Origin of the sequence: Methylobacterium komagatae, from assembly GCF_042661665.1 — a bacterium.
Classification (GTDB): Bacteria; Pseudomonadota; Alphaproteobacteria; order Rhizobiales; family Beijerinckiaceae; genus Methylobacterium; species Methylobacterium komagatae.
In genome coordinates this window covers 3,337,454-3,353,084 of the sequence record NZ_JBHSWN010000001.1, presented here as the reverse complement: position 1 = coordinate 3,353,084, position 15,631 = coordinate 3,337,454, and the positions used below count along the sequence as shown (strand labels likewise).

Sequence of the window (15,631 nt, the reverse complement as noted above, 5' to 3'; positions counted from 1 at the left end):
CCATGCGCGAGCCGATGGAGCGCGATCCCGCCCGCGACAGGCAGATCAAGGCCGCGCGCACCCTCGCCCTCGCCCGCCGCGCCGAGGAGGCGGACGGACCGGAGCAGGAGACGTTCCCCTATCTCGTCTGCACCTGCGGCGGTGACCGGGTCGGCCTGCCGCTTCCCGCGGTGGCGCGGGTCCTGCCCGGCCGCCCCTGCACGCCGGTTCCGGGAACGGGTGCGGCCCTGTCCGGCCTCGTCGCCCTGTCGGGGCGGATCGTGCCGGTCATCGGCCTTGCCCGCGCCCTCGGGCGGCCGGAGGCGGAGGGCGGCGTGCGCGAGCACCTCGTGCTCCTGCGCGGCGAGCCGCCCGTCGCGCTGAGCGTCGAGCGAGCGCTCGGCATCGTCCGGGCCGCGCGGGATCCGGCCTCCCTCGCGCAGGCTGAGGCCTCCCCCTGGGAAACGACTCCGCTCCGTTCTATGTCCCCGCCGCCGAGGGCAGCCCGGACTTCACCATCATCGATCCGGCGCAAGTCATGCGGCGGGTTATCGCCTAACCCCTCCCATGCCTGGAGTTCCGCTCTGACCCTCTCGATCGGACGACGCATCCTCGTCGGCTTCTTCGCCGTCACGGCGGTGCTGGTGGCGCTCGGCATCTATGCCATCGGGCAGATCGGCGCCGTGCGCGAGACGACCGACCGGATCGTCGCCCGCGATCTCCTGATCATGCGCCAGCTCGACGAGTTAGGTAATCAGACGCGCGACATGGGCGTGCTTCGTCGCGACGCGGTGATCGCCTCCCTGCTGAAGTCCCAGGGCCGGCAGGCCCGCGAGGCCGATATCCTGAGCCTGTGGCGGCGCAACGGCACCGTCTCGGACAAGATCCTCGGTGACCTCCTGCGCGAGTCCGACGAGTTCCGCAGGAACGCGGTCTCGACCGAGCGGGCGGCGACCTTCGACAAGCTTCACGGGGCGATCGCGGAGGCCACCACCACTTTCCACCGCTACCGCGAGAGCGGCGAGCGGCAGATCCGTGCAGCGGTCGACGGCAATGTCGAAGCGGTTGATGCGGGTAACGACGAACTCGGCCGCCAATACGCCGCGACGACCAGCGCCGTGGAACGGGCCCGCTCGGCCCTGGACGAGAGCGTCGACGTCGGCCAGCGAACCGTGCGGGAGATCTACGAGGGGTCGCGCCTGTCGATCCTGTTCACGCTGATGGCGTCCGTGCTGCTGGCCTTCGCGGTCACCTACCTCGTCACCCGCGCCGTGGTGCGCCCGCTGAACACCGTGATGGGCTTCGTCGCGCGCGTCGGTGACGGCGACCTGACCGGCCGCCTGAATCCGCGCGGGCAGGACGAGATCGCCCGCCTCGGGCGCACCCTCGACGGGATGGTCGAGAGCCTGTCCGACCTCGCCCGGACGAACCGGGCGGCGACGTCCGACCTGAACGCGGCGGCGGCGGAGATCCGGGCCTCGGCGCAGGAGCAGGCAGCCTCTGTGGAGGAGCAGTTCGCGGCGGTGCAGGAGACGGCGGCGACCGTCGATGAGATCACCCATTCGGGCGCGCAGATCTCGAAGCGGGCGAGCGAGGTGATCGCCACGGCCCAGGCCACCGCCAAGACCTCGCGGCAGGGGCTGCGGGCGGTGTCGGACACCGCGCAGGCCATGGACGCGATCCGTGAGCAGGCGGAGGCGGTGGCGGGCAACATCGTCGGGGTCTCGGAGAAGACGCAGGCGATCGGCGAGATCATCGAGAGCGTCAACGACATCTCGGAGCGGACGCATCTTCTGGCGCTGAACGCGGCGATCGAGGCGGCGGCGGCGGGGGAGAGCGGGCGCAGCTTCGCGGTGGTGGCTTCGGAGATGAAGCTTCTGGCCGATCAGGCGAAGGCGGCGACGGGCCAGATCCGGGCGATCCTGGGGGAGATCCAGCGGGGCATCAACACGTCGGTGATGCTGACCGAGGAGGCGGTGAAGCGCTCGGCGGTGGGCAAGACGCGCTCGGACACGACGCAGCGGACGATCGAGGAGATCACGGCGCGCTTCGAGGAGAACGTGCAGACGTTCCAGCAGATCGTGGCCTCGACGAACCAGCAGCAACTGGGCATCGAGCAGGTGATGGGGGCGCTGCAGAACATCCGCCAGGCGAGCCAGCAGACGGCGGCCGGGACGCGGCAGGTCGAGACCGCCTCCGCCAACATGACCGAACTCGCCCAGGCGCTCATGGCCCTGGCGGAACGGTATCGCACCTGAGAGCGCGGCCATGGCGACCGACATCCGCCAGCTGCTGCTCGCGGCCTTCGATATCGAGCACCGCGAGCATGTCGGTGCCATCCGGGCGGCCTTGCGTGCCGATGCGCCCGACTGGAACGATGTGTTCCGGCGGGCGCACAGCCTGAAGGGCGCCTCCCGCGCCGTCGATCTGCCGGCGGTGGAGGCGGTGTCCCACCGGTTGGAGACCCTGTTCGAACGGGTCCGCACGGGAGGCATGGCGCTGGATCGCGAAGCGGCCTCTGCGGTCGAGCTTGCCCTCGACCGGATCGAGACCTACGTGGCGGGCCTGTCCGGCGGTGCTGGGCCGGACATGCCGGACGATGCTATCGACGCCCTGGGGCGATTGCTCGGCCAGCCGGTGAGCGCGGCGTCTCCCGCCCCTGCCCCACCCGCCGCTTTCGCTCCACCACCGCCACCCACGCCCGCCCCCGTCGAGCCCCCGCCGACGCCCAAGAAGCCCCCCGCCGAGCGGCCGGCCGAGGCGTCGGAGCCCGCCGCCGCCTTCCTCCGGGTGCCCGCCGAGACGGTGACGGCCCTGCTCCGGGCCAGCGCGGACCTCTCGACCTCGCTCGCCGCCAAGGCTTCGGCGGCGGAAGGGCTCGGCCGGATCGCAGCGACCCTCCGCGACCTCCACGCCAAAGCCGAGGCGCTGGATTCCGCCAAGGCCGGTCCCGGTCAGCGGGTTCTTGCCGCCGGGCTTGCGGCTCTGGCACGCGAGGCGGCCGATCATGCCCGGCGACAGGCCGCCGCCCTCGGCGCCGTCGAAGGTGCGGCGACGCGCGTCCGCACCGAGACGGAGCGTCTGGCCCTCGTGCCTGCCGAAACGGTGCTCGGCCCCCTCGCCCGCACCATCCGCGACACGGCCCGCGAACAGGGCCGCGAGGTCGATCTGGAAGTCACCGGCCTCGACGTGCCGGTAGAGCGCGCGACCCTTCAGGCGCTGAAGGACCCTCTGCTTCACGCCCTTCGCAACGCCCTGAGCCACGCCTGGCAGCCGCCGGAGATCCGCCGGGCCGCCGGCAAGCCGGAGACTCTCGCGCTGATCCTCGAAGTGGCCCTGCGCGGTGGCCGCCTGCGGGTCGCGGTGCACGACGATGGACCGGGACCGGACCTCGCGCGAATCGCGGAGACGGCACGGGCGCGCGGGCTGCTCGGGCCGGATGAGGCTGCCGATCCCGAAACGCTGCTTCGCCTCGTCTTCGAGCCGGGTTTCTCTACGGCGGAGGCCATCGATACCCTCTCGGGGAGGGGCTACGGCCTCTCCGTGGCGGCCGACGCCGCCCGCTCGCTTCAGGGCAGCGTGCGCCTCGAACCGCGCTCGCCGGAGGGCACCAGCCTCGTCTTCAGCCTGCCGCTCTCCGCGGCACGGCGGAGCCTGCTTCTCGTGGAGGCGGGTGGTCATACCTGCGCCCTGCCCTCCTCGGCGGTGGAACGGCTCGTCCGCCTTCCTCGCGCCGATCTTCCCCTCGCCATGGGACGCCTGCTACTCCCGTCCGAGGTCGAGGGCGAGGACGCCCTTCCCGTGTCCGACCTCGCCACCCTGCTCGGGGCGGCGGGCGATCCCGAAGCGGGGCAGCTCGTGGCGATCGTCCTGCGCTCGGAGCATGGGCGCGCGGCCATCGCCGTCGACCGCTTCAATGACGTGCGCTCGCTCCTCGTGCTGCCTGCGCCCGAAGTCGGGGGCGATTCCGCCCTGATCGCGGGGACGGCCATCCTGCCCGGCGACAGGCCCGTCCTCGTGCTCGACGCGGATGGTCTCGCCGAGCGAGCGGGGTTGGCCGGAACCCAGGGGCAGGCGCCACGTTCGGACCCGAATACCGCGACGAAGCCACGGGCCGGCGAGCAGGCCCGCACGACGATCCTCGTCGTGGACGATTCGATCACCACCCGCACCTTGGAGAAGGGTATCTTGGAGGCCGCAGGCTATCGCGTCGTCGTCTGCGTCGACGGGCAGGACGCCCTCGACCGGCTGCGTGCCGAGGTCGAGCCGGTCGCGCTCGTCCTCGCCGATGTGGAGATGCCCCGCCTCGACGGGTTCGGCCTGCTCAAGGCCCTGCGTGCCGACGACCGTTTCGCCCGGCTTCCCACGGTGCTGATGACATCGCGCGGCGATCCCGAGGACGTGGCCCGGGGCCTCGAACTCGGTGCCGACGCCTACCTGACCAAGCAGAGCTTCGACCAGCGCAAGCTCCTCGATACGATCGGGCAATTGCTGTGACCACACGCCTCGCACGCGATGACGGCGCCGGGATCGCCGTGGGAGACCTGCCGTGAGCGCCGTCCGAGTGATGATCGTCGAGGACAGCCTCGTGGTGCGGGAGCTGTTGCGCTACATCGTCTCGCGCGATCCCCGCCTCGAACTCGTCGCGGCGGTGGCCTCCGGCGAGGAGGCCCTGGCGGCGATCGGCAGCGCGCGCCCCGATGTGATATCCATGGATATCCGCCTGCCGGGCATCGACGGGCTGGAGACGACGCGGCGCATCATGGCCGAACGGCCGACGCCCATCGTGGTGATCGCCGATGCGGTGGAAGATTCCTCCCTGCACATCTCCATGAACGCCCTGCGCGCGGGCGCCCTCTCGGTGGTCGAGAAGCCCGTGGCCACCACCCATGCGGGCTACGAATCCGTAGCGGGTGAAATCTGCACGCAGCTGCGCATCATGGCGCAGGTGCCGGTGATCCGGCGGCGGCCCATCGGTTCGGAATGGGCCGGACGAAGCGCGGCGGCCCCCGCTGCCCCGGCGCCGATACCCTTCGCTTTGGGCCAGTCGCCAAGCGTCTTCGGCATCGCCGCCTCGACCGGCGGACCGCCCGCCCTCGCAAAGGTGATCGGCGCGCTGCCCGAGAACTTCCCGTTGCCGATCCTGCTCGTCCAGCACATGGGGCCCGCCTTCATGGAGGGCTTTGCCGCGTGGCTCGACAGCGTCGTGACCTTGCCGGTCGGCCTCGCTCGCGACGGCGAGCGCGCCGAGCCCGGCCGGGTCTACGTCGCCCCCGGCGATCGGCACCTCGAACTCGGCTCCAACCGGGTGATGCGGGTGATCGACTCCGCTCCTGTCTCGGGCCAGCGCCCGGCCGCGACGGTGCTGTTTCGCTCCATCGCCCGTCATGCGGGCCCTTCGGCCATCGGCGCGCTGCTGACCGGCATGGGTGAGGACGGGGCGGTCGGCCTCGGCGACATGCATGCGGCCGGTGCGCAGACGGTGGCGGAGCACGAAAGCACGGCTGTGGTCTACGGGATGCCCGCCGCGGCGGTGCGCCTCGGCGCCGCGCGGGCAGTTCTGCCGCTCGACCGGATCGCCGCGCATGTCCTGCGCATCGCCATGCCGGGGGCGTATCCGTGACAGCCGCCGCCGCGAGTGATCCGGCGCGAATTCTCCTCGTGGAGGATTCCGAGACGCAGGCCCTCGAATTGCGCCTGTTTCTCGAAGCCAACGGCTTCTCCGTCTCGCGCTGCGCCAGTTCCGAGACGGCCCTCGACGCGTTGAACGAGTCCCAGCCCGATCTCGTCGTGGCCGATTACCATCTGCCGGGAATGAACGGCGACGAGCTGATCCGCCAGATGCGCCTGTCTCTCCGCACCCGCGCGCTGCCGGTGCTGATGCTGACGGGCGGCAGCGGCGGCGAGCGCCAGGGCCTCGAAAGCGGCGCCGACGCCTATCTGCCAAAATCCGCCGACCGCGACCTCATGGTCCTCCGCATCCGCGCCCTGCTGCGCGAGAGGCGGGCGGGCGGCGACAATCCGGGCGCAGCGGCCTTCCGCCGGGGGCGCATCCTCGTCATCGACGGCAGCGCCACCTACCGCACCTTCCTCGCCGGGCTGCTCGGGCAGGACGGACACCGCGTCACCGTCGCGGAGGGGGCGGAGGAGGCGCTCGCCGCCCTCGACGGCGACGGCAACGCCTTCGACTGCATCACCCTCGACCTGCTTGGCCATGCGTATGACGGTCTCGCCCTGTGCCGCGAGATCGACCGCCGCCGCGAGGGGAAGGCTGGGGCGGGTTTTCACCTCGTCGCCATTTCCGGCAGCGACCCGGCCAAGGATTTCCTGGTCCAGGCTTTCGCGGCGGGGGCCGACGACGTCATTTCCAAGACCGATGCCGAGGTGCTGGCGCTGCGCGTGCGCGGCTATGTCCGCCGCCGGCTGCTGGAAGAGGACGACCGCCGCATCGCGGGGGAGTTCGGGGAGCGCGAGCGCGCCGTGGAGCGTGCCCGTGCCGAGGCCGACGCCGCGGAGGCGCGGGCGAGCCTCGCCGATGCCCTGGAACGGGCGAACCAGGACCTTGCCGACGCCAACCGGCGGCTGACCGACGCGCAGGCCAAGCTCGTCCAGGCAGCGAAGATGGCTTCCCTCGGCGAGCTGGTCGCGGGCATCGCCCACGAGATCAACAATCCGCTCGCCTTCATCCTGGCCCATCAGGGTACGGTCGAACGGTTGCTCGGGGAGCTTCCCACCGCCGATCCCGCCACCGCCACGCGCTCGGTCGACAAGGCGCGCAGCCGCGTCGGCGCCATGCGGCTCGGCCTGACGCGCATCCAGGAGCTCGTGCTGAACCTGCGCAAGTTCTCCCGTCTCGACGAGGGCGAGCGGTCCCTCGTGAACGTGCCCGAGGCGATCGAGACGGTGCTCGCCCTGCTCCACCACAAGCTCGGAGAGAGGATCGCGGTGACGCGCACGTTCTCCGGCCGACCGGAGATTCATTGTACCCCGGCGCTGCTCAATCAGGTCGTGATGAACATCATCGGCAATGCGGCGGATGCGATGCCGGATGGTGGGACGATCACCATAACAACCCATTCCGACGATACTTGCGACGAGATCAAGATCTGCGATACCGGACCCGGAATTCCCGAGGATCTGCGTGAGAAGATCTTCGAGCCCTTCTTCACCACGAAGCCGGTCGGCGCCGGGACGGGACTTGGGCTGGCGATTGCATACAGCGTCGTTCAGGCGCATAGCGGCTCGCTGACCGTAGAGACGGCCCCAGGTGGAGGTGCCTGCTTCGTGATCGGGATTCCGCGGCAGGCGGCGCGCGCTCATGAGTGACATCGGGGGAGGCAATGGGGCTCGGGCGGGCACGATTCTGGCCGTCGATGACGAGCCCGACATCCTCATCGCTCTCGAGGACCTCTTCGAGGACACCTACCGCGTCCTGACCGCGAGCAGGCCCGCCGACGCCCTCGAGATCCTGCGAGCCGAACCGGACATCGCGGTGATCCTGTCGGACCAGCGCATGCCGGGGCTGACCGGCGACGCGCTCCTCGCCGAGGCCCGCGCCTTCCACGACGCGCAGGCGATCCTGCTCACGGGCTATGCCGACATCACCGCCGTCATCGCCGCCCTGAACAGGGGCGGCATCGTCGGCTACGTCACCAAACCGTGGGATCCCGGCCTGCTGCGCGGCACCGTCGCCCAGGCCTATGAACGGCACCGCCTGGGGCGCGACCTCGCCACCGAGCGGGCGCTGCTGCGCGGCCTGCTCGACCATTCCATCGATGCGATCAGCTTCAAGGACGCCGAGGGGCGTTTCGTGCGGCTCAACGCGCGCAAGGCCGCCCTTCTCGGGCGCGACCTGCCCGCCTGCCTCGGCCTGCGCGAGGCGGACCTTCCTGAGCCGAAGGCCCAGGCCGATGCGAGTGCCGACGATGCAGCGATTCGCGACGGCCGCGTCGCCGAGGTGCTGATCAGCGAGGGACCGCCCGGCGCCGAGAAGTGGAGCCAGTTCACCCGCGTGCCGATCCGCGACGTTGGCGGCGCGGTCTCGCACCTCGCGGTGATCGAGCGGGACGTCACCGAGCAGAAGAGCCTGGAGGCCAGGCTTCGCCAGTCGGACAAGATGCAGGCCCTCGGCACGCTGGCGGGGGGCATCGCGCACGACTTCAACAACCTGCTCACGGCGATCCTCGGCAGCCTCGAACTCGCGGGCCCGAAGGTCGCCGACCAGCCCCGCGTGCAGCGCCTGATCGAGAATGCGCGCGGTGCGGCCGAGCGCGGCGCCTCCCTCACCAAGCGCCTCCTGAGCTTCAGCCGCGCCCACGACCTTCAGGCGCGGGCGACCGACGTGAATGCCCTGATCGAGGGCATGAGCGAATTGTTCGCGAGCAGCCTCGGCGGCCTCGTCAGCGTCCGCACCGACCTCGCCCCGAGCCTGTCGGCAGCGCAGGTCGATCCGGACCAGCTCGAACTCGCGGTGCTCAACCTCTGCATCAACGCCCGCGACGCGATGCCGGAGGGGGCCGCATCACGATCGCGACGCGGCGCATGGCGATCAACAACGATCCCGAGATCGCCGACGGCGCCTACCTCGCGATCCGCGTGAGCGACGAAGGCACGGGTATCCCGGAGGAAATCCTGCGCCGGGTCTGCGAGCCGTTCTTCACCACCAAGGCCGTCGGCCAGGGCACGGGCCTCGGCCTCGCCATGGTGTTCGGCCTCGCCCAGCAATCCAAGGGGCGGCTCACCATCGAGAGCGAGGTCGGGCGCGGCACCTCGGTCGAACTCGCCCTGCCCTTCGCGGTCACGACGCCGGTGAAGGATGCCGAGGGTGAGGCCACCGTGCCCGCCGCCGCACGGCCGGCGCGCATCCTCGTGGTCGATGACGACCCGGAAGTCCGGCACGTCACCGCCTCCTTCCTCTCGGGCTTCGGCTACGACGAGACCGAGGCCGGCAACGGCCGCGCCGCCCTCGACCTGCTGATGCAGGAGAACTTCGACCTCGTGGTCGCCGACCTCGCCATGCCGGGCATGAGCGGCGTTGAACTCGCTTCCGAGGTGAAGGCCCGCCATCCGGGTCTGCCGGTGCTGATCCTCACCGGTCATGCCGAGGCGATGAAGATCCCCGCCGACTTGCCGGTGCTTGCCAAGCCCTTTCGTTCCGCCGATCTCGCGACCCGCGTCTCGGCCATGCTCGATCCCGGCCGGGCGGCCTGATCGCCGCCCGTCAGCCTCTCCATGTCCGACGCGTCTTCCCCGGCCGCCCCAGAACAGCGCCTCAGCCGCCTGATCGTGCGCGACTTCCGCAACCATGCGGACCTCGACCTGCAACCGCAGGCGCGGCTCGTCGCCCTGGTCGGGGAGAACGGCGCGGGCAAGACCAACATTCTGGAAGCGATCTCTCTCTTCGCCCCCGGGCGCGGCCTGCGCCGGGCCGAATTCTCGGCCATGGCGCGCAAGGGAGGCCCGGGGGCTTCGCCGTCTCCCTCACCCTCGACCGGGACGGGGCCGAGCACCGGCTCGGCACGGGGATGGAGCCGCCGGGCTTCGACGGCCGCGCGAGCCGCCTCTGCCGGGTGGACGGCTCGTCCGCCGCCTCGCCCGTGGCCTTCAGCGAGTTCTTTCGGGTGGTGTGGCTCACGCCCGATTTCGACGCCTTGTTCCGGGGGCCTGCAGGCGATCGCCGCCGCTTCCTCGACCGGCTTGTCCTGGCCGTCGATGCCGGGCACGGCGCGCGGGTCTCGGCGATGGAGCGGGCTCTGCGCTCGCGCAACCGGCTCTTGGAGGAGCCGGGCCAGGATGCCCGCTGGCTCGACGCCATCGAGCGGGAGATCGCCGAACTCGGCGTGGCCGTGGCGCTCGCACGTCGCGAGACGGTGGAGCGGCTGGACCAGTTGATCGCCCAGACCCGCGACGACGCGCAGCCCTTTCCCTGGGCTTCGGTGCGCCTGGAAGGCGACCTCGACGATCTCGTCGCCGTCTGGCCCGCGATCGAGGCCGAGGATCGCTTCCGGCAGGCTCTGCGCCAGGGCCGCCCCCGCGACCGGGCGGCGGGCCGCACCCTCAGCGGGCCGCAGACCAGCGATCTCGTCGTCCGCCACGGGCCGAAGGATGTGCCCGCCGGGACAGCCTCGACGGGGGAGCAGAAGGCCCTGCTGATCGGGCTCGTCCTTGCTCATGCTCGTCTGGTGCGGGCGATGAGCGGCATTGCCCCGGCGATCCTCCTCGATGAGGTCGCCGCCCATCTCGACCCGCGCAGGAGGCTCGGCCTGTTCGAGGCGCTGGACGCCCTCTCCGGCCAGGTCTGGATGACCGGAACCGACGCAGATGCGTTCGCTCCGGCCGGGGCGATGATCGAGACGGTGCGCATCGGCGGCTGACCCGCGCGGCCATGGTGGCGCACTTCCCCAACGGGCGCGGCGCTTTACATCTGTCCCATCCCGTTCACGGAACCGACGAGACCATGGCCAAGCCCGTCCACAGCATGATCCGCGTCCGCGACGAGGCGCGCTCCAAGGATTACTACGCGCGCGCCTTCGGCCTGGAGCCCGCTGACCGGTTCGACTTCCCGGACTTCACCTTGCTCTACCTGAAGGATCCGTCCTCGCCGTTCGAGCTGGAGCTGACAGTCAACAAGGACCGCGAGAAGCCCTACGACCTCGGCGACGGCTACGGCCATATCGCCTTCGTGGTCGAGGATCTCGAAGCCGAGCATGCCAAGCATAAGGAGGCAGGCTTCACCGTGACCGACGTGAAGACGCTGAAGCACGGGGACACGCCGCTCGCGACTTTCTTCTTCGCCACCGATCCGGATGGCTACAAGATCGAGGTCATCCAGCGTGGCGGGCGTTTCGCCTAACGCTCTCGCCCACCGACATTTTCATCTTACGACTTCAGGTGCCATGACCGAGTCCACGCGCATCGTCTGCATCCGTCACGGAGAATCGACGTTCAACGCTGCCCATCGGGCGACGGGGATCGATCCGGACCATCGCGATGCGCGGCTCACCCCCGGGGCGAGGCGCAGGCCCGCCACGCCGCGGCCGCGCTCCGGGACATCCCCTTCGAACTCGTCGTAGTCTCGCCCCTGACGCGGGCGATCCAGACCGCCGCCCTGGTCTTCGAGGGCCACCCGGCCGAGCCGCGCATCCTCGTGGAGGTGCTGCACCGGGAGTGCCAGGAAAGCAGCTGCGACGTTGGCCGCGCGGCGTCCGAACTGGCTGCGGAATTTCCGCATCTCGAGATCGGTCACCTGCCGGAGGTATGGTGGCACGCCGAGGACGGCGCCGAGACGATCTTCGGACTGCCGATCGAGCCCCGGCCGCTGTTCGACCGGCGCGTCGCCGCCTTCCGTGAATGGCTGCGGGCGCGGCCCGAGCGCACCATCGCGGTGGTCGGCCACGGCACGTTCTTCTATCACCTGACCGGCACGTTCCTGGAGAACTGCGCCACGCTGGAACTCGACCTCGACGCCAAGCCTGCGGCGGCGTAAGGCGCGGCGTCATTGCGAACGGAGTGTCGCAATCCAGGGAGGCGCCCCCTTCTGAGGAGCTCCGTCGCCCTGGATTGCTTCACTGACGCTCGCAAAGACGGTGAAGCCGATTACTCCATCACCGGCGCGAGCTTCTTCACACCCTGGACGTCGTCACCGAGCCACGCCGCGTTCTTCGCTGTGCCGTCGAAGGTCGCGCTGGTCTTGAACAGCTCGTACTTGCCTTCGAGCGCATAGGGCTTCGAGCGCGACAGCAACTCCGCGACCTTCGCCTTGTCCATCGGCTGGAAGGTCTTCACCGCCTCGAACGCCTGATCCATGTCCCGCTGGTTCTGGATGCCGGTGATCACCACCGAGACCTGCAGATTCAGCGAGAAATGCAGATATTCCAGCGGCTTGATCGGCGCGTCCGACTTCAGGATCACCCCATCGCCGAAGGTCTTCATGGCGAGCGGCGCGATGCCCTCGCGCACGAGATGCGGCAGCACGAGGTGGCCGAACGAGCGGAAATGCGCGTCCATCACGTTGAGCGGCATCTGGCAGGAATCGAAGTGGAAGCCCCGCTCCTGCGCGACGCTCAGCATCTGGAGATGAATGCGCGGGTCCTTGTGCCCGGTGAAGCCGATATAACGGAGCTTGCCCTGCTTCTTGGCTTCCATGAAGCCTTCCATGGCACCACCCTCGGCGAAGACCCGGTCGGGATCATCGAAGCGCAGGATCTCGTGGTGCTGGACCAGATCGATCCGGTCGGTGCGGAGCCGCCGCAGGGACTGATCGATCTGCTTGAGAGCTTCCTCCTTGGTCCGCCCGTCCATCTTGGACATCAGGAAGACCTTGTTGCGGTAGCCGTTCTGCTCCAGGGCGATGCCCATCCGCTCCTCGGACCGGCCCTGGTTGTAGTCCCAGCAATTGTCCATGAACGTGATGCCACGGTCGATCCCCTGGTGGATCAGCCGGGTCGCCTCGTCGTCCGAGACGGCGCTCTTGCCGAGGTGGAACCCGCCCATGCCGATGGCCGAGATCGTTTCGTCGGTCTTGCCGAACTTGCGATAGAGCATCTCGCCCCGGCGCTCGCCGGGATCGGTGACGAAGGGCAGGTCCGCCGGATCCTGCGGGCGGGTGTTGGGCAAGCCGGGGTCGCTCACGGCCGCCCCCGCAGGGCTGACCGCCGTGAGGCCGGCGCCCAGCGCCGCCCCTTTGAGGAAATCGCGGCGTTCCATGTCGCTCTCCGTGGAATCTTGGAATCGAAGGTCATCGGCGCGCTCCGGGTTGTTGGGGGTCAACCGGCGGAGGGCGTCAGCGTTCGGGGGCTCGAGCGAGGCGCTCGGCCGCGTGCAGGAGCCGCAGGGCGGCGCAGGCCGCCCCGTAGCCGTTGTCGATGTTCACGACGGTGATGCCGGGCGCACAACTCGCGAGCACCGAGTTCAGGGCCGTGTGTCCGCCCTCCGCGACGCCGTACCCGACGGAGGTCGGTACTGCGATCACGGGCGACGAGACGAGACCGCCGACGACGCTTGGGAGTGCCGCATCCATGCCCGCCGCCACGATGACGACGGGATGGGCGCGGATCTCCTCGACCCGCTGGGTCAACCGCCACAAGCCCGCGACGCCGACATCGGCGATGAGGGTCGCGCCTCGGCCCTGATAGTGCAGCGTGCGAAGGGCCTCGCGGGCCACGGGCACGTCCGAGGTCCCGGCCGCGACCACTGCGACGGCGGGAACGGTCTCGACCTCACGCGCCGACCCGAAGAAGGCGGTGCGCGAGACCTTGCAGTAATCGAGGTCGCGGCGGTGGTGCCCCGGGAGAGCATCGAGCTTGTCCCCATCGAGGCGTGTCAGCATGAAACGCGCGCCCCGCTCCGCCGCCGCGTCGAGGATGGCAGCGATCTGCTCGGCCGACTTGCCCGCGCAGTAGATCGCCTCTTCGAGGCCGATGCGCTCGGCCCGGCCGAAATCGAGGAGAAATTCGTCGCGGGTGCTCACGCCGCATCTCCGGTCAGGAACGCGCTGCCGACGCGGTAGGGCTGAAAGCGGATGCCGTTTCCCGCAAGGCCAGCAGGCGCGACCGCCGCGATCCGCGCTGCGAGGTCGTCCCGCGCGGGATCGCGCAAGGCTGCTAAGCTCGCCGCATCGAGTTCGATCACCACGCCCGCCGCGCGCACCCGGCAGCGTACCGACCGGCTCGCATCGCTCGGGCCGAGGGCCCCGCCGACGAGACCTTCCACCGCGTGGATGAAGGCGAGCGTCTCGGGTTCGATCCGCAGGCCGGTCTCGACCCGGCTCGACAGGCAGGGCGCCGAGGGCAACTCCGCCACGTCGGCGAGGCCGAGTTCGCGGGCAAGCGCCCGTACGGCAGCCTTGTCGAGCCCCGCCTCGACATAGGGGTGGCGTACCCCATGCTCGCGAGCGGCATCGAGGCCGGGCCGATACTCGCCGAGATCGTTCAAGTTGGCGCCCGAGACGATCTGCCGGTCGGTTACTGTGCGAATGGTGCCGTACAGGTTCGTCTTGCAGAAAAAGCACCGATTGACCGGGTTCGCCCGATACCGCGGATCGGCGAACTCGCCCGCCTCCACGACGGTGAGCGACCAGCCGTCGCGGGCGGCCTCGCTCCGCACGCGCGCCGTCGCCTCGCCCGGCACGGCGGGAGAGGCCGCGTGGACCATGGCCGCGCCGGTACCGAGCACGCGATGGCTGAGAGCGGCCAGGGTCAGGCTGTCGACGCCCCCGCTCACCGCGACGGCGAGGGGGCCGATACCGGCCAGGACGTCTTCGAGCTTGTGGCGCAGGGAGGCCGTCATCTCTCGTCTCTCCGGTTGAGGGCGATCGCCTCGGCCGCGCGACGCAGGCGGGCGCGGGCCGCGTGATCCTCGCCCGCGAGCGCGTCGTCGGCCTCGGCCTTGGCGGTGCGGCCCCCCGGCCGATCCACGAGCTTCACCCTCACCTCGCGCCCGTCGGCCTCGACACTCACGCTCTCACGCTCCAGGGCGATGCCCGCTTCCTTGCGGAAACGCAGGCCGATCGTCGTCGTCTCCCGGAAACAGGCGCCGATGGCGGCATCCAGGGCCTCGGCGCGGGCGAGCACCCTCACATGGGTCATCATCCGCCCCTTCTTGCCGAAGACCGGCATCTGCACCGCATCGAGCACGCCGTCCTGCGCGCGGATACGGTCGAGCCCCTGCGCCAGATCCTCGCCGGATTGGTCATCGACCTCGAACTCGACGATGCCGATCTCCCGATGTCCCGCCGGGACGGATGCCGCCTCCTCCTCAAAGGCCAGGACGCGGAGGCAATTGCTGATGCCGGGCAGGCGGCGCCCGCCGAAGCCGGTGCCGGAGCGGGCGAGCACCCGCGTCCCGGCCGGCCGGCTCGTCCTGCCGCCGCAGAGATGGCGCAGGATCGCCGCGCCCGTCGGTGTCACGCGCTCGCCGTCGATGCCGTCATCGACCACGGCGAAACCGTCGAGGAGAAGCGTCGTAGCCGGGGCGGGCACCGGCAGCGGCCCGTGCTGCGTCTTCACCCGGCCGCCGCCGAGCGGCAGGGCCGAGACCGTCCAGGCGCTCGCATCGATCGCGGCCACGAGATGGGCCGCGGCGACGATGTCGGCGATCGAATCCCAGGCCCCGACCTCGTGGAAGGCGACCTGCTCCACCGGGATGCCATGCACCCGCGCCTCGGCTTCGGCGAGATGGCCGAAGATCGCCAGGGCGTGACGCGTCACCTCGGGCGTCAGCTCCGCCCGGCGAAGTCCGTCACGGATTTCGGCCCAGTGCCGGTGGCCGTGATGCGCAGGATCGTGGCCGTGTTCGTGGGGGTGATGATGATCACCATGGTGGTGATCGTGGTGATGATGGCTGTGATGGTGGTGGTGCCCGTTCTCTTCCGCGGGCTTGCCGTCGCGGGTCACACGGAAGCGGCGCCCGGTGAGGATGCCGTCCGAATGTGGAGAGAGGGAACAGGTGATGCCGGGTGCCGCCTCCGGGGCGGCCGCGTCCAGCGCGGCGCGCACGCTGCGGCCCACCCCTGCTTCGTGCTCGGGGAAGGCATCGAGGAGAGCCGCCACGACCATGTCGCCGGCGACGCCCCCCAGGGCATCGAGGTGGATCTGCATCACGCCTGAGGTCGGGCGCGGATGGATTTTGTCGAGGGCGACAACGCGCCCTACCG

General features: G+C 70.3%; 9 protein-coding genes and 4 pseudogenes. 9 read left to right on the top strand and 4 right to left on the bottom strand.

The window, feature by feature from the left end; genetic code table 11:
* Window positions 1-2 precede the first annotated feature (2 nt).
* The 9 genes and pseudogenes from ACFQE0_RS16680 to ACFQE0_RS16640 all read left to right on the top strand — a co-directional run.
* A pseudogene (locus ACFQE0_RS16680) lies at window positions 3-359 on the top strand (chemotaxis protein CheW); the annotation flags it as partial.
* Window positions 360-563: 204 nt separating this feature from the next.
* On the top strand, window positions 564-2,237 hold the full coding sequence (locus tag ACFQE0_RS16675) for a methyl-accepting chemotaxis protein (RefSeq protein WP_378975524.1): 1,674 nt from the start codon (window positions 564-566) through the stop codon (window positions 2,235-2,237).
* A gap of 10 nt (window positions 2,238-2,247) precedes the next feature.
* Window positions 2,248-4,476 (top strand): hybrid sensor histidine kinase/response regulator, encoded by a 2,229-nt coding sequence (locus ACFQE0_RS16670; protein ID WP_378971610.1) that lies wholly within the window; start codon window positions 2,248-2,250, stop codon window positions 4,474-4,476.
* 70 nt (window positions 4,477-4,546) lie between these two features.
* The gene (gene cheB / locus ACFQE0_RS16665; RefSeq protein ID WP_378975522.1) at window positions 4,547-5,602 is read left to right on the top strand and encodes a chemotaxis-specific protein-glutamate methyltransferase CheB; all 1,056 of its coding nucleotides are present in this window, start codon (window positions 4,547-4,549) and stop codon (window positions 5,600-5,602) included.
* Window positions 5,599-7,305 (top strand): response regulator, encoded by a 1,707-nt coding sequence (locus ACFQE0_RS16660; RefSeq protein ID WP_378971608.1) that lies wholly within the window; start codon window positions 5,599-5,601, stop codon window positions 7,303-7,305. The genes cheB and ACFQE0_RS16660 overlap by 4 nt, the downstream gene beginning before the upstream one ends.
* Window positions 7,298-9,189, top strand: a pseudogene (locus ACFQE0_RS16655) (response regulator). Before ACFQE0_RS16660 ends, ACFQE0_RS16655 begins: the two are co-directional and overlap by 8 nt.
* A gap of 21 nt (window positions 9,190-9,210) precedes the next feature.
* Window positions 9,211-10,352: pseudogene (gene recF / locus ACFQE0_RS16650) on the top strand (DNA replication/repair protein RecF).
* A gap of 83 nt (window positions 10,353-10,435) precedes the next feature.
* Window positions 10,436-10,831, top strand: coding sequence for a VOC family protein (locus ACFQE0_RS16645; protein ID WP_378971605.1), 396 nt, complete (start codon window positions 10,436-10,438; stop codon window positions 10,829-10,831).
* 43 nt (window positions 10,832-10,874) lie between these two features.
* Window positions 10,875-11,464: pseudogene (locus ACFQE0_RS16640) on the top strand (histidine phosphatase family protein).
* A gap of 110 nt (window positions 11,465-11,574) precedes the next feature.
* Here ACFQE0_RS16640 and ACFQE0_RS16635 read toward each other — a convergent pair.
* The 4 genes from ACFQE0_RS16635 to larC form a co-directional block, all read right to left on the bottom strand.
* A complete protein-coding gene (locus tag ACFQE0_RS16635; RefSeq protein ID WP_378971603.1) occupies window positions 11,575-12,684 on the bottom strand; it encodes an aldo/keto reductase in 1,110 nt (369 codons plus the stop codon).
* A gap of 76 nt (window positions 12,685-12,760) precedes the next feature.
* A complete protein-coding gene (gene larB, locus ACFQE0_RS16630) occupies window positions 12,761-13,447 on the bottom strand; it encodes a nickel pincer cofactor biosynthesis protein LarB (RefSeq protein WP_378971600.1) in 687 nt (228 codons plus the stop codon).
* Complete coding sequence (larE, locus tag ACFQE0_RS16625) at window positions 13,444-14,265, bottom strand: ATP-dependent sacrificial sulfur transferase LarE (RefSeq protein WP_378971597.1); 822 nt, start codon at window positions 14,263-14,265, stop codon at window positions 13,444-13,446. Before larE ends, larB begins: the two co-directional genes overlap by 4 nt.
* Window positions 14,262-15,575: a nickel pincer cofactor biosynthesis protein LarC gene (gene larC, locus ACFQE0_RS16620; protein WP_378975520.1), complete on the bottom strand. Its 1,314-nt coding sequence runs from the start codon at window positions 15,573-15,575 to the stop codon at window positions 14,262-14,264. Before larC ends, larE begins: the two co-directional genes overlap by 4 nt.
* Window positions 15,576-15,631: the final 56 nt, after the last annotated feature.